Here is a 23383-nt window from a genome sequence, read left to right on the forward strand (position 1 = left end):
GCCCTCAGGCGGTGCCGAAGCCGTCCGTCACGCCGAACACCGCTCCCCAGGGATCGCTCAGCAGTCCCGGGGCGAGGACACGGGCGCCCGCCGCGCGGGCGAGGTCCTCGAAGGCACCGGTGTCGGCCACCCCGAACCGCGGCACCCAGCGCGCGTCCGCCGCCTCCACCGCCTTCTCGGTCTCCGGCCGGGCGCCGCACACCTCCCTGTAGAAGTCGCCCGACTCGCCCGGCCGCGGCGTGTGCAGGGCGGCGCCGGTCAGCGCGCCGGCCTCGTCGACGACCACCACGCCCTCGTCGTGGGCGCCCTGCCACAGCCCGAAGGCCGCGCCCAGGGGGTCGACGGCGAGGCTGAGGCGGCCGTTGCCGCCGGCCGGGACGCCCGCCACCACCAGGTGGGCGCCGTGCCGCTCGGCCCGCCGCCCCGCGGCGTCGAGGTCCTTCGCCGCGAGGTACACGGTCCACGCGGAGCCGAAGCGCGGTCCGGCCGGGCTCGGTCCGAGGCCGCCGACGATCTCGCCGCCGAGCAGCACCAGGTGGTAGCCCCGGCCGCCCTCGGGCCGGAACTCCCAGCCGAAGAGGGCCGCGTAGAAGTCCTTGGCGCCGGTGGGGTCGACGCCTACGTGGTCGATCCAGCAAGGAGTTCCGTCAACGTAGGAGGTGCGGCGGGGCACGGCGCGGTTCCCTTCGGGGTGGTCGCGGTCAGTCGTCCGTCGAGCAGGTCGGCGGCCTCTTCGGCGGCGCCCGATTCGGGCAGCAGAAGGCGCATGCGGGGGGTGGCCGCGAAGGCGGGGTCCGCCGAGGCGTCCGGGGGCCACACCGAGGCGGCGAAGTTCCAGTCCTCCAGCCGGGACCGCTGCGCGCCCGTGCTGCAGAGCCGGACCAGCGTGGCCGGGCCGAGCCGTTCGCGGATGTCCGCCGTGGCGATCAGCCGCTCCGGGCGGACCATGACGGACGGGCCCGTCAGCGGCGAACAGACCGTTCGTACGTCGCTGCCGGGGTCGTCGGTGAGGCCGGCGGCCCGGGCGGCCTCCAGGGCGGGGCCCCGCAGTTCGAGGGGCAGTTGGTAGGGCAGTGTCTCCCCGGTGACGCGGTCGACGACCAGGTATTGGCCGGAAACCATGCGCCACCCGCGTGCGCCCAGGGCGAGCGCCACGCAGTTCCGCGGCGAACCGATGCCGCCGACCAGCGCCACCACGCCGGCGCCCTTGGCCAGCACGGCCGCCTGGACGACCGCGTACGGGTGCTCCAGGACGGCGAAGGGCGGCAGGACTGGCGGGATTCCGCCTATGCCGTGGTAGGCCCAGCGGCGTAGCACACGCCCCTCGCCATCGAGTACGCGCACCTCACGCCCCACCTGGCCCACGCCGGTGTGCGAGGCGAAATGCAGGCTCACCGCGGTCCGCACCGACTCCGCCCGTTCCTCGAGCAGATGCCGCCCGAAGTGAAAGGCGAGGTCGGACTCCTCCACCAGCCCCATTACTTGGAGGATCATCCCAAAGAACTCAAGCGTGAATATCGGCATGTCCCCGGCCCCCCGATTTGCTTCCCTTGATCACTTTATACGGGCACCGACAGGCCCATTAAGTGACTAACAGGCCAACAGGTGGTCCCGCAGCAGCGGAGCCACGGCCCACGGCTGTTCGAGAAAGGGCAAATGACCCGCGTCGGGAACCACATGGACGCGACAGCGGGGCACCACCCGGGACAACAAAGCGGCGTTGTCATGGAATACGGGCATGTCGGCGCTGCCGGTCAGTGCGAACGTACAGGCCCTGATCCGCGCCAGGTCCTCCCCGGAGTGCACGTGCGCGCTGAGCCCCGCCATCGCCCCGCTGTCCAACTCGGCCCAGGAGTGGCGGGCCACGACGGACCGCAGCTCGGCGCGGAGCACCGGATGGGCCTCGGTGCCCCGGAAGATGTCCGGCGGCGCCGCCATCCACAGATCGGCCAACAGCTCGGCCGCCTCCGCCCCGCGCATCCGGCGCAGCATCAGCATCTCGATGTACCGCTTGCGGGCCGCCGGGTCGGGCGGTCCGCCGGCCGGGGTCGGCGCGCCCACGACGAGGCGGTCGACCTCGTCCGGGTACGCGAGCGCCATCTCCAGCGCGACGGTCGACCCGAAGGACAGGCCCACCCACCGCCGGGCTTCCTGCTCACGGGCCAGCCCCATGACGCGTGCGGCGAGTTCCGGCATGGTCAGCCCGGGGCGCAACGCCTCGGAGCCGCCGTGCCCCGGCAGGTCCACGCCGACATGGCGCAGCCCGGGGAGCAACCGCCACAAGGGCCGCCACAGGGTGGCGTCCATGGTGTAGCCGTGCACCCACAGCACGGTGGGGCCGCTTCCGCAGGTCAGGGTGCGCAGCCCGTCGTACGTGCCCTCCCGCTCGCCGGGCAGCGGCTCGCGGGATACGTGGCGCCCGTCGCCGTCGCCTTCGCCGGACCGGCCGGTGTGGTCCCCACGGTGATCGGCGTCGGTCGCCGTCCCGGGCTCCGTCACGATGCCTCCCCGTCGCCGAGTTCGGCGAAGCCCGCGCAGAACTCCCGGTACGCGACGACGGCCGCGTCGGCCGCGTCGTAGCGGGGCGTCACCCGCGGGTTGAGGTGCTCCCAGACGGTGATGTCCTCGGCGAGGGCCCGCTCGCTGCCGGCGACCAGCATGGGCAGCTGGTTCTCGCGGCCCTCGCGCACGCCGACGGCGACCCGGGCGACACAGCCCCCGCGCCCGTCGGGCACGGCGCCGGTGACGATGACGTGCACCTCGTCGGCGGGCCCGAACTCGGTGACGACGACACCGGGGCTGTACGCGCGCGCGTGGAAGCGCGGAACGTACGGCTGCGCCGCCGCACCGCGGCCGGCCCACGGCGAGGCCGACATCGGGAACTCCCCGTCCATCACCAACTCGCCGTGCACACCGGTGGAATGCCTCATGCCGCGGATCCGGTGGACCTTGTGCAGCGCCGTGAAGTGGTCGGTGTCGAAGGCGTTCTCGACGATGAGGTCCGCGGCCGCGGCCACCGGCCGCTCCACCGCCTTGACCAGCGGCATCGAGTCGGCCAGCTCCTTCAGTACGGTGCGCAGCCCGCGGTCGTCGTCCGGCCCGTCGGTGAGGCGCACGAAGACCGCGTCGCCGCACTCGACGACCTCGTGCTCGCGCACCCAGGGCCGGGGGCCCTCACCCGAGGGCTGCCCCAGCCCGATGCGCCGCCCGTGGAAGGGGCACACCAGGCAGCCGCCCTCCACCCGGCCGCCGTGGCCGAGGTGGGCGCCGCGGTGCGGGCAGTCGGCGTCGAGGACGCGCAGGCGGTCCTGCGTGCGCACGGCCACCAGACGGCGCCCGCCGATGTCCAACGGAACCACCTCGCCGTCCAGTTCGGACGCGAAGGCGGCCAGGTACCACCCCGAATGGACGTTCAAGGACATCGCTTCCCCGCCTCCAGAACTTCCTGTGCGGCGCGCCGACCATCGGCGTACGCGCCCTGCAGCCACGGCAGTGCCCGCCCGGTCACGGCGGCCTCCCCCGCGAAGAACAGCCGCCCGCCCGGCCCGTCCAGGGGACGGGCCCAGTCCCGGGCGGCCCGGTCCGTGCCGGGTCCCGGCGCGCAGAACGCCCCGCCGCTGTACGGGTCGGTGGCCCAGTCGGCCGTCTCGACGTCCACGACCCCCACGCCCCTGGTCCACGGCAGCGCCACGGCCAGCAGCCCGGCGAGGTGGACCGCGGACCCCGCCGCCTCCCGGACGCACGCGGCCGCGTCGGACTTGGCGACGATCAACACCTCGGGGCGGCCCTGCCGGCAGGAGACGAACCCGCCGACGCCGTCCGCGTCGAACACGGCGGCCGTTTCGGGAGCCGGGCCGGCCAGGGTCACCACGGCGCAGAAGCCGTCGCCGGGTACGAGCGCCCTCGCGGCGGCGGTCTTCTCCGAGCCGAGCCCGTCGACGGTGAGCAGGCCGCCGGCGACCACGGCGGGCGGTACGGCGAGGACCGCCCGGTCCGCGGTGAGTTCGCCCTCGGCGGTGACGATGCGCACGCCGCCCTCGGGGTCGGCCGCGATCCGGTGGACGGGGGTGCCGGTACGCACGTCCAGCCCTTCGGCGAGGGTGTGGGGCAGCAGATCCAGACCGCCGGGCACGGTGAACTCACCGTGGCCGCCGCCGTCCTGGCGCACGGCGGCCGCCACCCCGGCGGCGTCGAGCCGGTCGGGGTCCGCGGCCCAGGTCTGGCGCAGCCACTCGCGGGCCGTGGCCGCCTCGGCGGGCGCGGCGCCGGTCGCCGCCAGCCAGCCGCCGACGCTGAGCCCGCCGTCGGGGCCGCCGGGGACCGGGGCGTAGCCGGCGAGCCTGCCCTCCAGCAGCCACGGCGGGTTCGCGCCGCGGGCGAGGACGCCCATGGGGCGGGCGACGCGCCCGGTCACGACGTACGCCGCCGACGGGCGGGGCGCGGCGGGCAGCGGGCCGAGGACGGTGTGGGCCGGGTTCCGGTCGCCGTGTACGACCTGCGCGCCGAGTTCGAGTGCCGGGCCGCCGTCGGCCGGGCGGAAGGTGCGGACGCGGCCGCCGATTCGGGGCCGGGCCTCCAGGACGAGGGCGTCGACGCCGGCCCGCGCCAGACGCTGGGCACAGGCCAGCCCGGCGACCCCGGCTCCGATCACCACCACCTCAGGCATGTGCGCCCTCCAGCCCGGCCGTGTCCCGTACGCCCGTGTCCCGTACGCCCGCATCCTGTACGTCCGTGTCCCGTACGTCCGGGCCCAGGTCGACGGGGAGGGCGGTGAGGCGGCGCGGGATCAGGGACGGCGCCCAGCGCGGGTCCGGGCCGGCGATGACGGCCTCGGGGAAGCGGCGGACGATCCTGGCGAGCAGCACCGCGCCGGACTGCTTGACCAGGCGGGCGGCCAGACAGAAGTGCGGGCCGCCGCCGAAGGCGAGGTGCGGGTTGGGCCGCCGGTCCCACACCAGGCCGTCGGGGTCGGCGAAGACGGCGGGGTCCCGGTTGGCGGCGGCGAGCACCGCGAGGACCCGCTGCCCGGCCGGGACGCGCCCGCCGGGAAGCTCGGCGTCGTGGACGGTGACGCGGGCGGTGAAGGGGATCGGCGCTTCGAGGCGCAGCAGCTCGTCGACGGCCGTCTCGGCCGCGTCCTGCCCGGCGGAGCGCAGGGCGGCGCGCACCTCGGGGCGCGGCAGCAGCCAGTACAGGGCGTTGCCGACGGCCTCGGCCAGCGGCTGCCAGCCCCCCACGACGGCCAGGCCGAGGACGCCGAGCATCTCCTGCCGGGTCAGCCGGGTGTCGGCGGCGAGCCGGCCCAGCGGGCAGTGCGGGTCTACCCGGTCGGTGTGGGCGTCGAGGAACCGGGTCAGCTCGCCCATGGCGGCGCGGCCCAGGCGCGCGACGTGCGGCGGGGCGAGCGGATCGAGGTTGACGGACGCGGCACGGGCCAGTGCGGAGAGGGCCTCCCGCCCGTCTTCGGGCAGGCCGAACAGCCGTGCCAGCACGGCGGTGGCCAGCGGCGCGCCCAATTCCTCCACGGCGTCGACGGGCTCGCCGCGTTCCACGGCCCGGTCGAGGAGCGCGTCGGCGTCGGCGGCGATCGCGTCGGCCACGGACGCCAGCGCGGCCGGGCCCAGCAGCAGGGCGCCCGGGGCGCGCAGCCGGGTGTGGTCGAAGCCGTCCGTGGTCAGCATGGACACCGGCAGGTCGTCGTCCCGGGACCGCTCGCGCTGCCCCGAGGCCGCGGAGAACGCCGGGTCCTTGAGGAGGGCCGCGCAGTCGGCATGCCCGGTGACCAGCCACATGCCGGTCACGGGGTCGCGGTGCACGGGTTCGCGAGCCCGCAGCCATGCGTACGCCGGGTACGGGTCGACCCGCCCGGCGGGGCTGAAGGGGTGGGCCAGGTGGGCGGGCAGCCCGGGAGCCTCGGTCATGTACGTGTTCTCCTCATCACGGCACTTTTCTCGCCCGGCTCCCGCCCGGCCACTGTCCCCGCGGGTGCCCGCTCAACGCACCCGCGGGCCGCGCCAGTCGAACGTCAGTCCGGTCGCCAGCAGGCCGCCGACCGCCCACAGGGCCAGGACCAGGGCGATCCGGCCCAGTTCCCAGGAGCCGGCCGGCTCCACGGCGGTGAAGGTGTCCGGCAGGAACACCGAACGGAAGCCCTGCGCCATCCACTTCACGGGGAACAGGGCGGCGGTGTTCTGCATCCACGCCGGCAGTTGATCGAACGGGTAGAACACGCCCGAGATGAACTGCAGGACCATGAAGACGGGCGTCACCACGGCCGCGGCGGAACGGCTGTTGGGGATCAGCGCGCTGTAGGCGGTGCCGGCCAGCGCGCAGGCCGCGGTGCCCAGCGCGAGGCACCACGCGAGGGTGCTCCACCGCTCGGCGGTCTGCGGAAGGGGCAGCCCGAACGCGGCCACGGCGATGCCGATGAGCAGGATCGTCTCCAGCACGGTGGTGACCACCACGCGCACGAGCTTGCCCACGAAGTACGCCGACTTGGGCATCGGGGTCAGGGCGAGGCGGCGGATGGTGCCGGTGTCCCGCTCGATGGCCACGTTGATGGCCAGGCCGGAGAACGAGGTGCTCATGACGCCCGCCGCGATCACCCCGGCCATGAACACCTGGCGGAAGTCCGTGTCGGTGCCCTCGACCTTCCCCTCGAAGATCGAGCCGAAGACGACGAGCAGGATCACCGGGAAGAACAGGGTGAACACCAGGGACTGCTTGTTGCGGAAGAACGCCTTCAGTTCGACCGACGAACGCGCCGCGCAGGCGCGCGCGTACCCTCGCGCGCCGCGCGCGGCAGGGCGCGCGGGCACGGCTCCGGCCGGCCGGTCGGGGTCCCCTTCACCGGATAAGTCCGGCGTCTCGGCACTGGTCTCGGGCGCGGTCGCGGTCATGCGGCGGTCTCCCTGCTCTCCCTGTCGATCAGACTCAGGTAGATCTCTTCGAGGGTGGGCCGGTGCACGCGCAGGTCCGCGAGTTCCAGCGAGCCCGCCTCGCGTGCCCAGGGCAGCAGCAGGCTCAGCGCGTGCGAGGGCGCGGCGGTGCGCAGCGTCACGGTCCCCGGTTCGGACGGCACCACCTCGGTGCCGGGCGGCAGCGCGGGCAGCGCGACGCCGGCCAGTGCTTCGCCGCGGCGGAACGAGACGGTGGAGGGCGTCCGGTCACGGCCGCCGAACGAGGCCAGCGGCCCGTACTCGACGAGCCGGCCGCCCACCACGACGCCGGCCCGCTGGGCCAGTTCCTCCGCCTCGTCGAGGTAGTGCGTGGTCAGGACGGTCGTACGGCCGCGGTCGGCGAAGTACCGGACGAGCTCCCACGCCTCACGGCGGGCCACCGGGTCCAGGCCGGTGGTCGGCTCGTCCAGGAAGATCAGTTCGGGATCGCCGACGACGCCGACCGCGACGTCCAGACGGCGTTGTTGGCCGCCGGACAACGCGGAGGCCTGGCGGGAGTGGAGGGAGCCGAGCCCCACCATCCCCAGCACCTCGCCGACCGGCAGCGGGGCCGGATACATGGCGGCGAAATGCGTGACGACTTCTTTCACGGTCAGATCGGAATAGGAGCCCGCCGTCTGGGGCACCACTCCTATTCTCGCCCGCCATTCCCGCGGGTCCTCGGCCGGATCATGGCCGAGGACCCGCACGTCTCCACCGGTGCGCCTCTGCACTCCCGTCAGAATGTCGACGGTCGTGGTTTTTCCGGCGCCATTGGGCCCGAGCAGGGCGAACACTTCGCCACGATGAATATCGAGGCTGATGTCGCGAACGGCTTGGACGTCACCGTACCGCTTGGAAAGTCCGCGTACGGAAACGGGATGTGCCGTCGGCGCAGGGGGCATGGGACGCTCCAGCGAAGTGGGAATGGGTGCGAGCACCTGTCAGGTGCAGCAGCAGCAGGGGCAGCAGCAGTAGTTGCAGGCGTCGAGCACGCCGGCGGCGACGTCGGACAGGTCACCCTCGCTGAGCTCGGCGGCGTCGACCGTCGGGGTCGCGGGGATGTGGAACTCGTAGCGGCCGGTCTCCAGGCCCCTCTCCCACAGGTCGACCTGGACGTCCAGGTTGCCCTGCTCGTGGCCGTCGGGGGCCTGGGTGACGATGACGACCTCGGCATCGGCCGGGAGCTCCAGGCCGGCTTCGGCGAGCGCGGTCCGCGGCTCCGAGGAGAGCTTGGCGGAGAACGCCTCGTCGGACCAGGCGCTGATGAGAACCCGGGTGTAGGAGTTCACGAACTCAGCGCGCTGCTGCGGGTCGAGTGCCATGTGGACTCTCCATTCCTTGCGATTGCTGCGGATTCGATGCGGCCGCCCAGCCGGCGACGAAGCAAGATTCACACGGCGGCAACCGCCCGGCCAAGACGCAAGGAAACGTAATCCGAAGACCCCCGGACAATGAGTATCCGGCCGCTCCCGATAAGCATTGAGCCTATTCTTTCCGGGAGTTACTGTGGCCGAACCACCCGCGCCCGCAGGCTCGGTTGCCCCGCCTGCGTAGGAATGCTCTCACGCAGGGCGCCACACGGCGCCCTGCGTGAGCACAACCGGGGTAATTCCCGCGGCGATTACCGAATTACCGACAGCCGGTACGCAACGCGGAGCCGGCTTGCGTAGGGGGCGTACGTACATCGGATCAAGCCATCCACGGAGGTTCACGTGACAGCCACCACCGCACCGGCGGGCACCGTCCCACCGGGGCCGGACACCCCTGTGGACATGGCACTCATGCGTGCCGACCCGCTGGCCTTCGTGACCGAGATGAACCGTCGCCACGGCGACATCACCAGCCATGTCGGCGACGGCGAGCGGGTGGTCATGCTGCACCGGCCCGAGCTGGCCAGGCACATACTGAAGGACAACACCGCCAACTACACCAAGGCCGACACCCCCGACGACGCGATGTTGCGGCCCCTTCTCGGAAACGGGCTGCTGACCAGCAACGGAGCCGACTGGGCCCGCCAGCGCAAGCAGTGCGCCCCGGCCTTCCGGCGCACCGAGGTCGCCACCTTCGACAGCATCATCACCGAGGAGACCGAAGCGCTCCTGGCGCGCTGGCAGCCGGCCGTCCGGGACGGCAGTGCCCTCCCCGTCGAACACCACCTGACCTCGCTGACCCTGGCGATCCTCACCCGCGCCGTACTCGGCGTGGACCTGGGCGCGGCCGGCGAGGGCTTCGGGCGCGCCGTCGACGCCGCCAACCGGTTCATGGGGCACTACGTACCGACCCCCGACCCGGACCCCGCGGACACGGCGCTGCGCCGCAAGGGATACGTACAGGCGCGCATGTTCCTCCAGTTGATCGCCCGCACCGTCATCGCCTCCCGACGGGCGGTCGCCGGCGGGCAGCCCCCCGCGCACGGGTCCGCGTCCCTGCTCGACGCGATGATCGGCGAGCTGGACGACGAGGAACTGCGCGACCAGGTGCTCACCCTGGTCATGGCGGGCCACGAGACCACGGCCAAGGCCCTGACGTGGACCCTGTACCTGCTCGACCGGCACCCGGAGGAGGCGGAGAAGGTCCGGGCGGAGCTCGACGCGGTCCTCGGGGACCGCACGCCCACCGCGGCCGACCTGCCGGACCTGGTGCACTGCCGGCGCGCCATCGAGGAGGCCATGCGCCTCTACCCGCCGGTGTGGCTGATCTCCCGGCGCGCCAAGGGCCCCGACACCGTCGGCGGTTACGAGATCCCCGCCGGGACGCTGGTGTGCGTCAGCCAGTGGGTGCTGCACCGGCACCCCGACTACTGGGACCGGCCCGACGCGTACGTACCCGACCGCTTCGAGGACGCCGACCTGCCCAGCCACCTCTACCTGCCCTTCGGCGGGGGCGAGCGCATCTGCGTCGGCCAACACCTGGCCCTGATCGAGGCCACGCTGGTGCTGGCCGTCCTGATGCGCGGGACCCGCCTCGAACTGGAGCCGGGCTTCCCGGTGGAGCCGGAAGCCCTGGTGACCCTGCGACCCAAGCACGGCATGCGGATGACTGCGAGGCCCCGATGACCACGTCCCCCCTGATGCCCTCCGCTCCGTCGGGCCCGTCGGGCCTGTCGGCCACCTCGGCCCCGGCCCCGGACACGGCCCCGGACCCGGTCCCGGCCCCGGCGGATCCGGCGGGCCGGGCGGCCGGATCCGCCGGCGTCCGCCCGGTCGGCGGCTCGTACGACCCCGCCGCCACCACGGCCGGCGGGCTCACCGGCGAACTGGCCCGCCTGGAGGCCCAGGCCGAGCTGTCGTTCGGCGCCGAGCTGCGCATCCTGCGCGAGGCGGGCCTGGACGCGCACGCCGGCCCGTTCGTCGAGATCGGCGCCGGCTCCGGGGCGGTCACCCGCAGGCTGCGCGCCGCCCTGCCCGACCTCGCCCACACCGCCGTCGACATCGACGGCCACCTGCTGGCCCACGCCGCCGGCTGCGGAGCCGAACTCCTCGTGGCCGACGGCGCGGCCCTGCCGCTCCCCGACGACTCGGCCGGCTTCGTACTGCTGCGCTACGTACTCCAGCACCTGGCCGACCCGCGGGCCGTGCTCGCCGAGGCGCTGCGCGTGCTGCGACCCGGCGGGCGGATCGCCGTGACCGAGGTCGACGCCTCCTGCTGGGGCCTGGCCGAGCCCGCCTACCCCGAACTGGCCGGGATCCACGGCAAGCTGGCCCGGGCCCAGACCTCGGCGGGCGGGGACCGGACCGTCGGACGCCGCCTGACCCGGCTGCTGCGCGGCGCGGGCTACGAGGACGTGGCCCTGCGCCCGTTCGCCACCACCAATGACGACCACCCCGTCGAGGCCTTCGCCCCGCACCTGGGCCCCGGCCGTCTCCAGCCGCTCGTGGCCGCCGGCGTGGTGAGCCTGGGCGAGTTCGCGCTGGCCACCGACCGCTGGAACCGCTTCCGCGCCGACCCGGACGCGTACGTGATGCTGCTCGGCTTCACCGCCACGGGCACCGCCCCCCACTGAACCGGCCCGAACAACCGCCCCTATCCGATTGGACCCACCCCCCATGAATCCGAGCCTCAAGATCTTCCTGACGATCTTCTGCTACATCAGCGGCGTGATGGGCGTCGTGACGGCCGTCCTGCACGCCGGCGACCAGCCCGCCCACACCACGGCGGCCGTCATCGCCGGCGTCCTGGGCGCGGTCTTCCTGTTCGCCGGCATGGCACTCAGCCGCCGCCCCCGCCACTGACGGCACCCGGCTCCGCCACTGACGGCACCCGGCTCCGCCACTGACAGCACCCGGCACCGCCGCACCGCGAAGGGCCGGACCGGCCTGGTCCGGCAGAACGGAACCGCATGTTTGCTCTCGACTCCGTCGGCCACTTCTTCCTCGGCGCGGCCGTGGTCCTCGCCCTGTCGCGGGTCGCGGGCGGCCTCGCCGTCCGGGTCGGCCAGCCGCGCGTGATGGGCGAGGTGGTCGCGGGCATCGCCCTCGGCCCCTCGCTCCTGGGCGCGCTCGCCCCCGAGGCGATGGTGTGGCTGTTCCCGCAGGCCGTGCTGCCCATGTTCTCCGGGCTCGCGCAGATCGGCCTGGCGGTGTTCATGTTCTTCACCGGGCAGGAGCTCTGCTCGATGCGGGTGCGGGGCACCGCCCGGCAGGGCCTGCTGGTCAGCCAGGCCTCCCTGTTGGTCCCGTTCGCCGGTGGCGCCCTGGCCGCCCTGCCGCTCGCGGACCGCTACACGCCCGCGGGCCTGCCGGAGTCCGTCTTCGTCCTGTTCATCGGATGCGCGATCAGCATCACGGCGTTCCCGGTGCTGGCCCGCATGCTGGAGGATCTGGGCCTCTCCCGCACCCGGCCCGGCCGGCTGAGCCTGTTCGCCGCGGCCGTCGGTGACGGCGGCAGTTGGCTGGCGCTTTCGGCGATCGTCGCGCTGTCCCAGGGCTCGGACCACCGGGACGCGGCCGTACGCGCGCTCGTCGCGGTGGTCGTGGTCGCCGTCTACCTGGGGCCGGTGCGCCGGGCGGCGGCCGGGTGGTTCGCGCGCAAGGGCGGGACCACCGACCCCGCCACCCTCCGGGTCCTGCTCGTCATCGCGATCGCCGCCTCCGCGGCGCTGACCGCCGCCCTCGGCGTGCACCAACTCATCGGTGCGTTCCTGGTGGGCCTGGTGTGGCCGGCCGGCGACCCGTTCGCCGTCGCCGCCGCCGAGCCGCTGGCCACCACGTCCAAGACCGTACTGCTGCCCTTCTTCTTCCTGGGCTTCGGGCTCGGAGTGAATCTGTCGGCCCTGGAACTCTCCTCGGGTGGGGGGTTGGTCCTGCCGGCCCTGCTGGCCGTGGCCGTCCTCGGAAAGATCGGCGGCGCGGGGCTGGCCGCGCGGTACGCGGGCCTGCCCTGGCGGGAGTCGTTCACTCTGGGCGTGCTGCTGAACACCCGCGGACTGACCGAGCTGGTCGTCCTCCAGATCGGCCACGAGGCGGGCATCATCGATGGTCCACTGCTCGCGATACTCACCGTCGTCGCCCTGGTCACCACCCTGATGACCGGCCCGCTGCTGAAACTCGCGGGCCCGTCGGCCCCGGCACCGGACACCCCACGGCCCGCGACCGCGAACCGCTGACCGCCACCCACCGTCATCCTGGCCGGGTTCCCTTCGGGTCCTTCACGTTGCCGTCACCGGCCTCGATACGCACGTGGCTCAGGTGGCGTTCTCCGATGTCGGTTCGGGTTTGGTGTGGAGGACAGCGCGGGCCTGGTCCGCGGCGCGGGCGATGCTCTCGGAGATGAAGTCGACGAAGCGGGCGATGTTCTCGAGGCGGGCCGCGGCCGGGGTGCCGGGGCCGAGGACGTCGACGCCCTGCCGGGCGACATCGCGGAGGTGGGCGGTGGCGCGGGCGCTCGCCATCGTCGACTGGTAGAGGACGTCGTCGTCGACGATGTAGCGCTCGCGGCGCCGTTCGTCGCGTTCCCGGCGGATGAGGCCCTGATCGTCGAGGAACGCGATCGCCTTGGAGACGGTCGCCGGGCTGACCTGGAGGCGCCCGGCGAGTTCGGAGGCGCCGAGGCTGCCGGCGTCGGTGGTGTAGAGGGCGGCCAGCACCCGGGCCGTCATCTTGGGCAGGCCCGACTGCATGAAGACGGTGGCGAACACCTCCTCGTACTCACGGACGGCCTCGGTGTCGCGTCCGTTCGCCTGCGGGGACGTGCCGGGATCCCGGGGCGTGGTGCGCTTGCGTCGGTGGGCGCGCTGTTCGGTGGCGCGGTGGGCGAGGTCGGCGCGGTAGGCGGCGGGGCCGCCGTTGCGCATCACCTCACGCGTGATCGTCGAGGTCGGCCGGTCGAGGCTCCTGGCGATCTCCGCGTAGGCGAGCCCGTCGGCCACCCCCAGTGCGATCTGCCGGCGTTCCTGCTGGGTGAGTCTGCCTCCCGGCATCGCGGTCTCCTTCGTGGTGTGTGATGCCCCAGCATAGCGTTCACTCTTATTCCATTGCAACGAAACGGGCTTGTGTGTTGCATTGATTTTAAGGCCAATGCAACGAATTAACGGCCTTCACCAGCAATGATGCGCCTCATGTGCAACGAAGTGATTGCCCGATCCTCAAACGCAACGTAGCTTTTCCCTCATCGGAAACAACGATGCGAAGGAAGTCACCATGCTGAAGTTCGACACCCCCGCCCCGGTCTCGGTCGTCCTGGACGTTCCCGCCGGTCATGTTCGGTTCATCGCCGCCGAGCGCGCCGACACGGCCGTCGAGGTTCTCCCCGTGAGTGCCTCGAAGGGTCGTGATGTGAAGGCGGCGGAGCGGACCGCGGTCGAGTACGTCGACGGGGTCCTGCGGATCACGGTCCCGGAGGCGGGGAACCAGGTGCTCGGCGCTTCCGGTTCCGTCGAGGTCACGGTCCAGGTGCCCGCCGGTTCCCACGTCGAGGCGAAGACGGCCGCCGTCGAGTTCCGGGGCGTGGGCCGCCTCGGTGAGGTGACCTTCGAGGGCGCGCGGGGCACGGTCAAACTCGACGAGACCGCGGGCGCCCGCCTCACCCTCCTCGCCGGGGACATCTCGGTCGGCCGGCTCGGCGGCCCGGCGGAGATCAGCACCCGCAAGGGCGACCTGCGCATCACCGAGGCCGTACGCGGCACGGTCGACCTGCGCACGGAGGCCGGCGACATCACGGTCGGCGCGGCGCGCGGGGTCTCCGCCTCCCTGGACGCGGGCACCGGTCACGGCCGGATCCACAACGCACTTCTGAACACCGAAGGCGCCACCGCCGGTCTGAGCATCCACGCGACCACCGCCCACGGCGACATCACCGCCCGCAGCGTGTAAGCGGGCCACCCCGCCGGGCTCGGCGATCACGTCCTCCAGCCGGCAATCGAGGCAGTCGGCAATCGAGACAGTCCACAAGGAGCACACCACATGTCCCTCACCCCCACCGACCAGGGCCACGAAGACCACCAGGGCCACCAGGACCACCAGGACCACGAAGACCACCAGGGCCACCAGGGCCACCAAGTCCTCTCGGATCGACCCGAGTTGAGCCAGATCATGGAGGAGATGGTCGAGTCCGGCTTCACCGGTGTGACGATGCGCGTGCACGATGAGCGGGGCGAGTGGGTCGGCAGCGCCGGGGTGCGCAAGCTCGGCGAGAGCGCGAAGCCACCGACGGACGGGCACGTCCGGATCGGCAGCAACACCAAGACCTTCACCGCGACCCTGGTGCTGCGACTGGTGGCCGAGGGCAGGATCGGGCTGGACACCCCGGCGGACGAGTACCTGCCCGAGTTCGGGCTGGACCGCAGGATCACGGTGCGGATGCTGCTTCAACACACCAGCGGGGTCTTCAACTTCACCGGCGAGTACTACGACGACGGGACGTTCGTGGCGGGGATCCCCGCCACGATCGCGGGCCGGGAGTGGGTGGACAACCGGTTCAAGACCTACCGGCCGCAAGAGCTGGTCCGGCTGGCCCTGTCCAAGCCGGCGCGCTTCGAGCCGGGGACGGACTGGAGCTACGCCAACACCAACTACGTGCTGGCCAGGCTGCTGATCGAGAAGGTCACCGGCCGCTCGCTCGCCGAGGAGATGCGGCGCCTGATCCTGGGGCCGCTCGGGCTGTCGGGGACCGTGCTGCCGGAAACCGACCCGGAGATTCCCGAGCCGCACACCCACGCCTACTACCGTTGCGAGGACGCCGGCCGGCAGGAGACGGTCGACGTCACCCGCCAGAACCCCTCATGGATCTCCACCGGTGGAGACATGATCTCGACCACCCGGGACCTGCACACATTCATCTCCGCGCTCGTGGGAGGCAAGCTCCTGCCGGCCCCGCTGCTGGCCGAGATGTTCGCGCCGCATCCCAAGGTCGGCTACGGCCTGGGGGTGTTCGTCCAGGACACGGGCGAAGGCGGCGGCACCGTCATCACCCACAACGGCGGCATGGCGGGCCACGCGGCCCTCATGTACAGCACGCCCGACGGCAGCAGGACCCTGACCGCCGCGCTGAACTACGTCGACGACGCCGCGCTGTCCATGGCAGCCCCGTTCCACCAGGCGACGCAAAGGCTGGTCAAGGAGGTGTTCGGCGCCGGCGAGGCGAAGCCGGCGGACCCGGCTCGGTAGACAGGACCCGGCACCCTCGCAGGCCTCGCGCGGGTGCGCGGGTGTGTCGGACTCCGGGGTCAGAGCGTGACGCGTGCGGCGACGGGCAGGTGGTCGCTTCCGGTCCGTGGCAGCGACCAGACCCGGGTGACGGTCGCCGCCCGGGCCAGGACCTGGTCGATCCGGGCCAGCGGGAAGCGCGCGGGCCAACTGAACGCGAAACCCGAACCCGGCGCCGTCAGCCGCGAGGTGAGCGGGGCCAGCCCCCGGTCGTCCACCGTGCCGTTCAGGTCCCCGAGCAGCAGTACCCGCCGCGACGGCTCGGCCGCGACCGCCGCGCCGAGTCGCACCGCGCTCTCGTCCCGTCGCGCCGAACCGAAGCCGTGGGCGCCGATCCGCAGGGACGGCAGGTGGGCCACGTACACGGCTACGTCCCCCCGCGGGGTCCTGGCGGTCGCGCGCAGCCCGCGGTTCCATTCCGGCCCCACCCCCGTGGGCCTGATGTCCACGGGGCGTACGTCCACCAGCGGGTACCTCGACCAGAGCCCGACCGTGCCGTGGACGGTGTGGTCCGGATACCCGGCGGCCAGGACGGCCTCGTACGAGGGCAACGCGGCCGGTGTCAGCTCCTCCAAAGCGATCAGGTCCGCGTCCGCCGCGGCCAGCGCCCTCGCCGTGCCCGCCGGATCCGGGTTGTCGTCGGCGACGTTGTGCTGCACGGCCACGAGAGCACGACCGTCGTCCGTACCGGGAGCGCCGGGAGCGCCGGGCGCACCGCCCGCACCGGGCAGCGGCAGAGCGCCGAACAGCGCGAGCCAGGCGGCGACCGGCAACAACACCGCGAACGAGGCGACGGCCGACCGGCGCAGCACCGCGGCCCCCACCAGCAGCGGGACCGACACCCCGAGCCACGGCAGGAACGTCTCCAGCAGACTCCCCGGCCGCCCCGGCAGGTCGGGCACGAGGCGGTGCAGCGTCAACAGGGCGGCGAGCAGCACCGCCGACACGGTGAGCACCGGTGAGGTGCCGATCAGACGCGACGCCTCGATGCGCGCGCGGTCCACCTTCCGCCGCCCCTCAGATCCGCAGTTCGGCGGGGAAGCCCGTCCACCGGGCTCGCGCCGGCAGGTGCCCCGTGTCGTTGTAGAGCAGCACGGACGCCGGTCGGTCCGGCGCGTACCGGATCACCGTCAGCGCGGCATGGGCGGGGCCCAGTCCCATCCACCGCCACTTCGGCGCGTCCAGGGCAGCCCGTACGAACCAGCCGATCAGGAAGGCGTGGGTGACGACCAACTCGTGCCGGGGCTCGTCGCCCGCCACCGGGCGGGCGAAGCGCGCGAGCGCCGCCCGGGCCCGCTCCGGACCCCCCTCCCGCTCCTCGGCGGGGAAGGCCGCCTGCCGCTCCAGCATCGCGTCGGCCGAGTCCGCCGGCAGTTCCTCGCGCCGCGGCAGGTACGGGACGTAGTCCCCGGCCAGGTCCGACTCCCGTACGGGGACCCCGTCGAGCCGCTCGCCGATCAGGGCGGCGGTCCGCGCGGCCCTCGGCAGCGGGCCGTGATGGACGACGGAGAGCGGGGCGCCCGCGAGCCGTTCACCCAGCAGCGAGGCCTGTAGGCGACCGGTGTCCGTCAACTCGCTCTCGTCCGGCGACGCCTCAGCGTGTCGGGCGAGGTAGAGGTAGCGGGCGGCGGCTGTCGCGGTCATGGGCGGGGTCCTCATGTTCATGATCTTCCGGATGTGTGGAGGACGCCGCGCCCCGCCACTGCGGTTCCACCTGGGCCGTCCCGCGCTCCTGACCTCCCGGGCGGTGTGTGCCGGGGGATGCGGGGCACACGGTCGGCACGGTTGTTCGAGAGGGAGGTCCCCATGCTGGCCATCGCTGCGGCGGTACTGTTCTTCATCGCGTTCGTCATCAACGCGGCGGGTATCGACACGAATGACGTCCTGTCATCGGTCAACATCATGCTGTTGGGGCTGGCGGTACTGGCCCTGCACTTCGGGGGCGTCGGTTCGAGCGCCCGCACGGGCGGCGGCGCCGGCCGCCGGTCGGGTTGGGGCCGCAGACGCTGACGCGCCCCGCGCGAACACCTCGGCGGTTCACCCCACGACAGACGCGGGGTGAACCGCCGAGGTGTGTGCGGTGTGTCCGGGCACGGGTCCTCACCGGCAGCCCCGCGGGGGAGACCCCACTCCACCCCGCCGGGGCGTCGGAGGCTTCGCGCGGGGTAGGCGCGGCGCATGACTGAGAAGAAGACGTCTTGCCGGTTGTCGGAACTGAGCCGCCGCGTGGCACCGTCGCTGCCCCCGTTCCAGAGGGCGGTCCTCGCATCGGTCCTGCGGAGCCGCGAGACCCGGACCGGCGCGGCGAACACGTCCCGCGCGTCCTGAGGACCCGGGTTCCGGGCCGCGGGCTGCTGCTTTCCCGGGCTCCGGAAACAGCGAAGGCAAGGAGTCGATACTCCTTGCCATGTTCAAGATATAGCGCACAGGGGGCCTTGCGGCAAGGCACCGGTCGTGCCGCAGAATCTCCGATCGAAGCCGGAATCCGCAGACAACACGGACAACACGGATGTGCGCGTCCGCACGCCTCGTCGACGTGTGGGTCTCGCGGAGCGCACACCCCGCCGCCGGACCGTGCGGGGCGACCGGCCGACATCGAATCGTGGAACGGGCGGCGTGGTGATGATGGACGTGGACGTGGACGTGGACGTGGACGTGGACGTGGACGTGGACGTGATCGTGGTCGGTGGCGGACCGACCGGCTTGACGCTGGCCTGCGAGTTGCGGTTGGCCGGCGTGCGCGTGGTCGTGCTGGAGCGGTTGACCGAGCCGACCGGGCAGTCCCGAGGCCGTGGCCTGCACGCGCGCAGCGTCGAGTTGATGGACCAGCGGGGCCTGCTGGACCGGTTCCTCGCGGTCAGTGAGAAGTTCCAGGTGGGCGGGCTCTTCGGCGGGGTCGTCAAGCCGTGGCCGGACCGGTTGGACACCGCTCACCCCTACGGCCTCGCCACCCCGCAGCCCGTCACCGAACGGCTCCTCGACGAGCGCGCCCTCGAACTCGGTACCGAGATCCGGCGAGGGTGCGAACTGGTGGGGCTGAGTCAGGACGAGAACGGGGTGACCGTTGAACTGGCGGACGGTACGCACCTGCGCTCGCGCCACGTCGTCGGCTGCGACGGTGGCCGCAGCACGGTGCGCAAACTGCTGGGCGTCGGCTTCCCCGGCGAGCCCGCCACGGTCGAGACGCTGCTGGGGGACATGGAGCTGACCGAGGATCCGGCGACGATCGCCGCCGTGGTCGAGGAAGTCCGCGGGACGCAACTGCGGTTCGGCGCGATCCCGGACGTGGACGGGAACCAGGGGGTGTACCGCGTCCTGGTGCCCGCCGAAGGGGTGGCCGAGGACCGGGCCACCGCGCCCACGCTCGACGAGTTCAAGGAGCGGATGCTGGCCTGCGCGGGCACCGACTTCGGGGCGCACTCGCCGCGTTGGCTCTCCCGCTTCGGCGACGCCACCCGGCAGGCCGAGCACTACCGGGTGGGCCGGGTGCTGCTCGCAGGCGACGCGGCGCACATCCACCCGCCGACCGGCGGGCAGGGACTCAACCTCGGCGTGCAGGACGCGTTCAACCTCGGCTGGAAGCTGGCCGCCACCGTCAACGGCTGGGCGCCGGCAGGTCTGTTGGACAGCTACCACGCCGAACGGCATCCGGTGGGCGCCGACGTACTGGACAACACCCGCGCGCAAATGACCCTGCTCGGGGCCGATCCGGGGGCGACCGCGGTGCGCAGGCTGTTCTCGAAGCTGATGGATTTCGAGGAGGTGAACCGGTATGTGACCGGGATGATCACCGCGGTCGACGTCCGCTACGACCTCGGCGAGGGGCACGAGTTGCTCGGCCGGCGGATGCGGGACGTCGGGCTGAAGCGCGGTCGCCGCCTCTACGAGCTGATGCGCGACGGCCGAGGGCTCCTGCTCGACCGGACCGGCCAGCTCTCCGCCGAAGGCTGGGCGGACCGGATCGACCACGTCGTCGACGCCTGTGAGGAACTGGACGTGCCCGCCGTGCTGCTCCGTCCGGACGGCCACGTGGCGTGGGTCGGCGACGAACAGAGTGACCTGCTTGGCACGCTGCCCCGGTGGTTCGGCGCCGCGACGACCGGCTGAGCGCAGGACGGCCGCCTGGAACACGGTCCGGGCCGCCGATGGCGAGCCGTCAGAGGACCTTGTGCGTCAGCTCGTACAGAGACAGGGACAGTGCGCCGATCGCCTGATTTCGTTCTCCAAGGCCTACCTCACCGGGCAGGATCTCGGCCCCACCAAGGAAGCTGACCTGGTTGGTTGCCTCATTCGCTTCGTGCGGAACGACGTCGATCGGCGCTTGGTTGACGAAGGGCACGAACCGCCCGTCGAACTCGAACACGTCCCCTTCCCGCATTCGTACCTTTTCGAAGTTGCCGAGCCGGCGGCCATCGACCTGCTGCACCTGCTGGACGACGGTACGTTCGTGACCGGCGGCAAGTTGTCCGGTCAGGGGCCGCTGTTCCCCTCGAAATCGCCCAGGTTGACAAAGCTCACCCGGTCCTCCCACGGGTCCCACGTCACATGCTTCCGGGCGCCCCAGTAGTAGGTCTCGTAGCTCAGGAGGTCGCCGTACGCCCTATTTTCGTGTATTCGGTCAGGCCGGCCGAACACAGTCAGAAACTCCTCGTACGAGGTCAGGTGTGCGAAGTGGGAAAGGTGCGGGCCGCTGATCGCGAAGCCGACCACTGCTCCAGCGCGTACTTTGTAGTTGATCTCGTCGGCGCCGTAGAGGAATCCGTCCGAACGGACGATGTCCTCGATGACTTGGTCCAGCGTCAGACTTCGTCCCTCGGCGTCGTAGTACTCGCTTTCGATGTCGGTCCCACCGCGATATCGGGCGATGATGGAGGACAGGCCGCCCACAATGCGCTGTCGTGGAACGGTGGTGGCGGGCGCCCCCAGGGCGATGCCGTTCACCTCGACACTGGCGAGGTCGAGGTTCGGCCGGGACAGCAGGTCCAGATTTTCGAGGATCTCGATCATCGGCGGAGTCTAAGGGACCACATGAAGTCGGGCCCGGCCGTGCCGCTGACCGGCCCGCCGGGCGAAGGTGCGGGCAGGCCGCGAAGCGGGCCACTCGAAGTCGGCGCGATCGCGTGCCGGGCGCACGCCCCCCTGAGTGGCCCGCCGTGGGGCGACCCGCCTACGTGCCCAGCCTGACTGTGAGGTCGAGTCGCACGCGGTGCGCGGTGCGCGGTGCGCGGCACGTGGTGCGCGGTTCGCGCCGGAAATCGAACACGTGATTGAATTAGGGGATGGCATGCACTCCCTTCCCCGACGACCTGGTGGAACTCCAGGTCCAGTGGCTCCGCACCTACCGGGAGCTGGCCCGGCAGCCCGCCGAGGCCGGTACGGCCGTGCCGCGACGTCGCCTGATCGTCCTGTCCTGCAGGATCGAGGCGCACGCCTACTGGGCGGAACCGAACCGCTCTCCGGCCGGCAGGGTGGAACTCCGCCGGTTGGCGAGAGCGCGCGGCTGGGTGACGGCGGCATGAGGGACTCCTGTCAGGGCCCCGATCGGTCGGAGCATCCGAACGAGCCGTTCGACGAGGGCGGCTCGGCCGCGCCGCGCCTGGTCGTGCACCCGCCGGATCGCCGCGGCTGGCGCCGGGTGCACTGCGACGGGCGGAGCCTGGGCACCGCCTACCGGTACGAGGACATCGCGATCTTCCTGGCCGCCGCGGGAATGGAGGACGCGCAGGACGCCGACCTCGCCGACCCGGGGTTCGTGGAATGGCGCGGCGGAGGGCCCGAGGTCTGGTCGGCGCCCCCGATGTAGCGGGGTGGGGCGCCTGGAGCGGGGCGGCACGGACACTTCTTCGCGGTAGAACCCGCCGACCCGCCTGTCCGTTCCCGACCCTCGCGGCCACCGGGGTCATCCCTTCCCCCTGCGACCGCCGAGCCGGCGGCCGGTGCGGAGGCCGGTGCGGACACCGAGCCGGATGCCGGGCGCGCCCCGCTGCCCTCCCGCCGAGAGGTGGCCCGCACCCTGACCGGCAGCCCGGCCCGGGCGACCCCGAGGCATCGCCGCGCACGTCGACGTCTTCCAACGCAGCGCGCACGGGGTGCCGCCGGAGGCCGTTGGGGCCCCGGATTAACGATTGAAGTAAAAATACGGTCGTGCGTACACTCATCCCGCAGGTATCGGTCCGGGCGGTCTCGACCGCGTCCCGCCGGGCCGTGATGTCCGGCGCGGAGTGGAAAGACGAGAAGGGGACGCATTCGTGACGAATGCCAAAGCAGAAGCCGTCGCGGTGGAGCCGGAGGCCGTTCCCGCAGTGCCGTGGCCCGCCGTGTCCGTCGTCATGGTCGGCCTGTTCATGGCGATCCTCGACTCGTTCATCGTCGTGGTGGCGGGCCCCGCGATCCAGGCCGATCTGGGCGCCTCGGTCGGCCAGTTGCAGTGGATCCTCGCGGGCTACCAGCTCAGCTACGCGGTACTGATGATCACGGGCGGCCGGCTCGCCGACCTCTACGGACGCAAGCGGATCTTCATCACGGGCACCGCGGTCTTCACCCTGGCGTCGCTGGCCTGCGCCGTGGCGCAGGACCCCGGTACCCTCATCGGGGCCCGCATCGTCCAGGGCCTGGGCGCGGCACTGATGGTGCCCCAGGTCTTCGCGGTCATCACGCTCGTCGTCGCGGAGAAGGCGCGGCACCGGGTCTTCGGCACCCTGGGCATCGTGATCGGCCTGGCGACCATGAGCGGGCAGCTCGTCGGCGGTCTGCTGATCGGCGCCGACCTGTTCGGGACCGGCTGGCGGTCGGTGTTCTGGGTCAACGTGCCGATCGGCATCGTCACGATCCTCTGCGCGGTGAAGTACGTACCGGAGTCCCGCGCGACGGGCACCCGCAAGCTGGACATCCCCGGCGTGCTCGCCCTGAGCGCCGCCCTGCTGCTGCTCACGTTCCCGCTCATCCAGGGCCGTGAGGCGGGTTGGCCGTGGTGGACCTGGGCCTGTTTCGTCGCCGGTGTCGTGGCTCTCGGTCTGTTCGTCAGCCTGGAACGCGCCATCGACAAGCGCGGCGGGGATCCGCTGGTGAGGCTGAGCCTGTTCGCGCAGCGCTCGTTCTCGCTCGGGATCGTCCTGGTCCTGGCCGTGTACGCGCTGCTGACCTCCTACTACCTCGCGCTGTCCATCGCGATGCAGGAAGGGCTCGGCATGTCCGCGCTCGGCGCGGGCCTGGTCTACACCCCGGCCGCGGTGACCTTCTTCGTCTTCAGCAAGATCGCGGGTCGGCTCGTGCCGAAGTACGGTGGGCGGGTCCTGGAAATCGGAGCGGTCGTGCTCGCCTCCGGATACCTAACGACCGCGATCGTCCTGCTCTCCGGACCGAGGCTGACCCCGGGGCTGATCATCCCCACCCTGATGCTGCAGAGCGTCGGCGGCGGACTGCTCATCACGCCCCTGCTGAACACGGTCTTGAGCAGGATCGCCCCGGAGACCGTGGGCATGGCGTCCGGGGTCCTGTCGACCGCCCAGCAGATCGGCGGCGCGCTGGGCGTCGCCGTGATCGGGGCGATCTTCTTCAACTCGTTCCGCCCCGAGACCGACGGGCGGACGGAGGCCGCCGGGCACGCGTTCGCCATGTCCTCGCTGACCACGTTCGCCATCGCGGTCCTGGCGGCCGTACTGGTCTTCCTGCTGCCGAACAAGAAGGCACGGTCGAGCGGCTGACACGCCGACCGTCGAAGGGGAACGCGACGACGCCGATGCGGCGGACCGATCGGTCCGCCGCATCGGCGTGTGTCGAGCGGGAGGCGTGCGCCCCCAG

General features: G+C 72.4%; 25 protein-coding genes. 11 read left to right on the forward strand and 14 right to left on the reverse strand.

The features are described 5' to 3' along the window. Positions 1–4: 4 nt before the first annotated feature. The 9 genes from ACFYW3_RS24630 to ACFYW3_RS24670 form a co-directional block, all read right to left on the reverse strand. Complete coding sequence (locus ACFYW3_RS24630; RefSeq protein ID WP_389387344.1) at positions 5–673, reverse strand: VOC family protein; 669 nt, start codon at positions 671–673, stop codon at positions 5–7. Further along, complete coding sequence (locus ACFYW3_RS24635; protein WP_351763106.1) at positions 619–1494, reverse strand: hypothetical protein; 876 nt, start codon at positions 1492–1494, stop codon at positions 619–621. Before ACFYW3_RS24635 ends, ACFYW3_RS24630 begins: the two co-directional genes overlap by 55 nt. Before the next feature lie 96 nt (positions 1495–1590). Continuing rightward, on the reverse strand, positions 1591–2499 hold the full coding sequence (locus tag ACFYW3_RS24640) for an alpha/beta fold hydrolase (protein WP_389387345.1): 909 nt from the start codon (positions 2497–2499) through the stop codon (positions 1591–1593). Further along, positions 2496–3422 (reverse strand): Rieske 2Fe-2S domain-containing protein, encoded by a 927-nt coding sequence (locus tag ACFYW3_RS24645; RefSeq protein WP_389387346.1) that lies wholly within the window; start codon positions 3420–3422, stop codon positions 2496–2498. Before ACFYW3_RS24645 ends, ACFYW3_RS24640 begins: the two co-directional genes overlap by 4 nt. Beyond that, positions 3413–4666: a flavin monoamine oxidase family protein gene (locus tag ACFYW3_RS24650; protein ID WP_389387347.1), complete on the reverse strand. Its 1254-nt coding sequence runs from the start codon at positions 4664–4666 to the stop codon at positions 3413–3415. Before ACFYW3_RS24650 ends, ACFYW3_RS24645 begins: the two co-directional genes overlap by 10 nt. Beyond that, complete coding sequence (locus ACFYW3_RS24655; protein ID WP_389387348.1) at positions 4659–5921, reverse strand: cytochrome P450; 1263 nt, start codon at positions 5919–5921, stop codon at positions 4659–4661. Before ACFYW3_RS24655 ends, ACFYW3_RS24650 begins: the two co-directional genes overlap by 8 nt. A 72-nt stretch (positions 5922–5993) precedes the next feature. Beyond that, a complete protein-coding gene (locus tag ACFYW3_RS24660) occupies positions 5994–6899 on the reverse strand; it encodes an ABC transporter permease (RefSeq protein ID WP_389387349.1) in 906 nt (301 codons plus the stop codon). Continuing rightward, positions 6896–7843, reverse strand: coding sequence for an ABC transporter ATP-binding protein (locus ACFYW3_RS24665; protein ID WP_389387350.1), 948 nt, complete (start codon positions 7841–7843; stop codon positions 6896–6898). The genes ACFYW3_RS24660 and ACFYW3_RS24665 overlap by 4 nt, the downstream gene beginning before the upstream one ends. A 39-nt stretch (positions 7844–7882) precedes the next feature. Then, complete coding sequence (locus ACFYW3_RS24670) at positions 7883–8263, reverse strand: hypothetical protein (protein WP_053680536.1); 381 nt, start codon at positions 8261–8263, stop codon at positions 7883–7885. Between the two features lie 390 nt (positions 8264–8653). Here ACFYW3_RS24670 and ACFYW3_RS24675 point away from each other — a divergent pair, with 390 nt between their 5' ends. From ACFYW3_RS24675 to ACFYW3_RS24690, 4 genes are all read left to right on the forward strand, one after another. Then, positions 8654–9997, forward strand: a complete 1344-nt coding sequence (locus ACFYW3_RS24675) for a cytochrome P450 (RefSeq protein WP_389387351.1) — start codon at positions 8654–8656, stop codon at positions 9995–9997. Further along, positions 9994–10944 (forward strand): class I SAM-dependent methyltransferase, encoded by a 951-nt coding sequence (locus ACFYW3_RS24680; RefSeq protein WP_389387352.1) that lies wholly within the window; start codon positions 9994–9996, stop codon positions 10942–10944. Before ACFYW3_RS24675 ends, ACFYW3_RS24680 begins: the two co-directional genes overlap by 4 nt. Before the next feature lie 43 nt (positions 10945–10987). Beyond that, complete coding sequence (locus ACFYW3_RS24685) at positions 10988–11173, forward strand: hypothetical protein (protein WP_053680529.1); 186 nt, start codon at positions 10988–10990, stop codon at positions 11171–11173. A gap of 107 nt (positions 11174–11280) precedes the next feature. Next, on the forward strand, positions 11281–12546 hold the full coding sequence (locus ACFYW3_RS24690) for a cation:proton antiporter (RefSeq protein ID WP_389387353.1): 1266 nt from the start codon (positions 11281–11283) through the stop codon (positions 12544–12546). Positions 12547–12624: 78 nt separating this feature from the next. Here the strand turns inward: ACFYW3_RS24690 and ACFYW3_RS24695 are convergent, their stop codons facing one another. Continuing rightward, positions 12625–13359, reverse strand: coding sequence for a helix-turn-helix domain-containing protein (locus ACFYW3_RS24695; protein ID WP_389387354.1), 735 nt, complete (start codon positions 13357–13359; stop codon positions 12625–12627). Positions 13360–13579: 220 nt separating this feature from the next. Here ACFYW3_RS24695 and ACFYW3_RS24700 point away from each other — a divergent pair, with 220 nt between their 5' ends. Together ACFYW3_RS24700 and ACFYW3_RS24705 are read left to right on the forward strand one after the other, a co-directional pair. Continuing rightward, positions 13580–14251 (forward strand): DUF4097 family beta strand repeat-containing protein, encoded by a 672-nt coding sequence (locus tag ACFYW3_RS24700; RefSeq protein ID WP_389387355.1) that lies wholly within the window; start codon positions 13580–13582, stop codon positions 14249–14251. A gap of 219 nt (positions 14252–14470) precedes the next feature. Beyond that, on the forward strand, positions 14471–15544 hold the full coding sequence (locus ACFYW3_RS24705) for a serine hydrolase domain-containing protein (protein WP_351762983.1): 1074 nt from the start codon (positions 14471–14473) through the stop codon (positions 15542–15544). A 59-nt stretch (positions 15545–15603) separates the two neighbouring features. Here ACFYW3_RS24705 and ACFYW3_RS24710 read toward each other — a convergent pair whose 3' ends face one another. Together ACFYW3_RS24710 and ACFYW3_RS24715 are read right to left on the reverse strand one after the other, a co-directional pair. After that, positions 15604–16587 carry an endonuclease/exonuclease/phosphatase family protein gene (locus tag ACFYW3_RS24710; RefSeq protein ID WP_389387356.1) on the reverse strand — a complete coding sequence of 328 codons (984 nt, stop codon included), beginning with the start codon at positions 16585–16587 and terminating at the stop codon, positions 15604–15606. A gap of 13 nt (positions 16588–16600) precedes the next feature. Next, positions 16601–17227: a histidine phosphatase family protein gene (locus ACFYW3_RS24715; protein ID WP_351762942.1), complete on the reverse strand. Its 627-nt coding sequence runs from the start codon at positions 17225–17227 to the stop codon at positions 16601–16603. Between the two features lie 162 nt (positions 17228–17389). On the opposite strand from ACFYW3_RS24715, the gene ACFYW3_RS24720 reads away from it, so the two are divergent. Both ACFYW3_RS24720 and rox read left to right on the forward strand, forming a co-directional pair. Further along, positions 17390–17593: a hypothetical protein gene (locus ACFYW3_RS24720; protein ID WP_351762945.1), complete on the forward strand. Its 204-nt coding sequence runs from the start codon at positions 17390–17392 to the stop codon at positions 17591–17593. A 612-nt stretch (positions 17594–18205) separates the two neighbouring features. Further along, the gene (rox, locus tag ACFYW3_RS24725; RefSeq protein ID WP_389387427.1) at positions 18206–19690 is read left to right on the forward strand and encodes a rifampin monooxygenase; all 1485 of its coding nucleotides are present in this window, start codon (positions 18206–18208) and stop codon (positions 19688–19690) included. A gap of 49 nt (positions 19691–19739) precedes the next feature. Here the strand turns inward: rox and ACFYW3_RS24730 are convergent, their stop codons facing one another. Next, positions 19740–20009 carry a hypothetical protein gene (locus ACFYW3_RS24730; protein WP_389387357.1) on the reverse strand — a complete coding sequence of 90 codons (270 nt, stop codon included), beginning with the start codon at positions 20007–20009 and terminating at the stop codon, positions 19740–19742. 44 nt (positions 20010–20053) lie between these two features. Continuing rightward, positions 20054–20590: a hypothetical protein gene (locus ACFYW3_RS24735; RefSeq protein ID WP_389387358.1), complete on the reverse strand. Its 537-nt coding sequence runs from the start codon at positions 20588–20590 to the stop codon at positions 20054–20056. 272 nt (positions 20591–20862) lie between these two features. On the opposite strand from ACFYW3_RS24735, the gene ACFYW3_RS24740 reads away from it, so the two are divergent. The 3 genes from ACFYW3_RS24740 to ACFYW3_RS24750 all read left to right on the forward strand — a co-directional run bounded on the left by ACFYW3_RS24740 (position 20863) and on the right by ACFYW3_RS24750 (position 23286). Beyond that, entirely contained in the window at positions 20863–21102 is a 240-nt protein-coding gene (locus ACFYW3_RS24740) for a hypothetical protein (RefSeq protein WP_351762952.1), read from the forward strand. Then, the gene (locus ACFYW3_RS24745; RefSeq protein WP_389387359.1) at positions 21099–21386 is read left to right on the forward strand and encodes a hypothetical protein; all 288 of its coding nucleotides are present in this window, start codon (positions 21099–21101) and stop codon (positions 21384–21386) included. Before ACFYW3_RS24740 ends, ACFYW3_RS24745 begins: the two co-directional genes overlap by 4 nt. A 445-nt stretch (positions 21387–21831) precedes the next feature. Beyond that, the gene (locus ACFYW3_RS24750; protein ID WP_351762958.1) at positions 21832–23286 is read left to right on the forward strand and encodes an MFS transporter; all 1455 of its coding nucleotides are present in this window, start codon (positions 21832–21834) and stop codon (positions 23284–23286) included. Positions 23287–23383: the final 97 nt, after the last annotated feature.

The sequence above is a fragment of the Streptomyces sp. NPDC002602 genome (assembly GCF_042889445.1).
In the GTDB taxonomy this organism is placed as follows: domain Bacteria; phylum Actinomycetota; class Actinomycetes; order Streptomycetales; family Streptomycetaceae; genus Streptomyces.

Bases quoted from the DNA above. Each gene is read 5' to 3' on its own strand.
- ACFYW3_RS24635 (WP_351763106.1), bottom strand. From the start codon at position 1,494: ATGATCCTCCAAGTAATGGGGCTGGTGGAGGAGTCCGACCTCGCCTTT.
- ACFYW3_RS24645 (WP_389387346.1), bottom strand. From the start codon at position 3,422: ATGTCCTTGAACGTCCATTCGGGGTGGTACCTGGCCGCCTTCGCGTCC.
- ACFYW3_RS24650 (WP_389387347.1), bottom strand. From the start codon at position 4,666: ATGCCTGAGGTGGTGGTGATCGGAGCCGGGGTCGCCGGGCTGGCCTGT.
- ACFYW3_RS24655 (WP_389387348.1), bottom strand. From the start codon at position 5,921: ATGACCGAGGCTCCCGGGCTGCCCGCCCACCTGGCCCACCCCTTCAGC.
- ACFYW3_RS24660 (WP_389387349.1), bottom strand. From the start codon at position 6,899: ATGACCGCGACCGCGCCCGAGACCAGTGCCGAGACGCCGGACTTATCC.
- ACFYW3_RS24665 (WP_389387350.1), bottom strand. From the start codon at position 7,843: ATGCCCCCTGCGCCGACGGCACATCCCGTTTCCGTACGCGGACTTTCC.
- ACFYW3_RS24670 (WP_053680536.1), bottom strand. From the start codon at position 8,263: ATGGCACTCGACCCGCAGCAGCGCGCTGAGTTCGTGAACTCCTACACC.
- ACFYW3_RS24680 (WP_389387352.1), top strand. From the start codon at position 9,994: ATGACCACGTCCCCCCTGATGCCCTCCGCTCCGTCGGGCCCGTCGGGC.
- ACFYW3_RS24685 (WP_053680529.1), top strand. From the start codon at position 10,988: ATGAATCCGAGCCTCAAGATCTTCCTGACGATCTTCTGCTACATCAGC.
- ACFYW3_RS24690 (WP_389387353.1), top strand. From the start codon at position 11,281: ATGTTTGCTCTCGACTCCGTCGGCCACTTCTTCCTCGGCGCGGCCGTG.
- ACFYW3_RS24695 (WP_389387354.1), bottom strand. From the start codon at position 13,359: ATGCCGGGAGGCAGACTCACCCAGCAGGAACGCCGGCAGATCGCACTG.
- ACFYW3_RS24700 (WP_389387355.1), top strand. From the start codon at position 13,580: ATGCTGAAGTTCGACACCCCCGCCCCGGTCTCGGTCGTCCTGGACGTT.
- ACFYW3_RS24705 (WP_351762983.1), top strand. From the start codon at position 14,471: ATGGAGGAGATGGTCGAGTCCGGCTTCACCGGTGTGACGATGCGCGTG.
- ACFYW3_RS24715 (WP_351762942.1), bottom strand. From the start codon at position 17,227: ATGACCGCGACAGCCGCCGCCCGCTACCTCTACCTCGCCCGACACGCT.
- ACFYW3_RS24720 (WP_351762945.1), top strand. From the start codon at position 17,390: ATGCTGGCCATCGCTGCGGCGGTACTGTTCTTCATCGCGTTCGTCATC.
- rox (WP_389387427.1), top strand. From the start codon at position 18,206: ATGATGGACGTGGACGTGGACGTGGACGTGGACGTGGACGTGGACGTG.
- ACFYW3_RS24735 (WP_389387358.1), bottom strand. From the start codon at position 20,590: ATGATCGAGATCCTCGAAAATCTGGACCTGCTGTCCCGGCCGAACCTC.
- ACFYW3_RS24740 (WP_351762952.1), top strand. From the start codon at position 20,863: ATGGCATGCACTCCCTTCCCCGACGACCTGGTGGAACTCCAGGTCCAG.
- ACFYW3_RS24745 (WP_389387359.1), top strand. From the start codon at position 21,099: ATGAGGGACTCCTGTCAGGGCCCCGATCGGTCGGAGCATCCGAACGAG.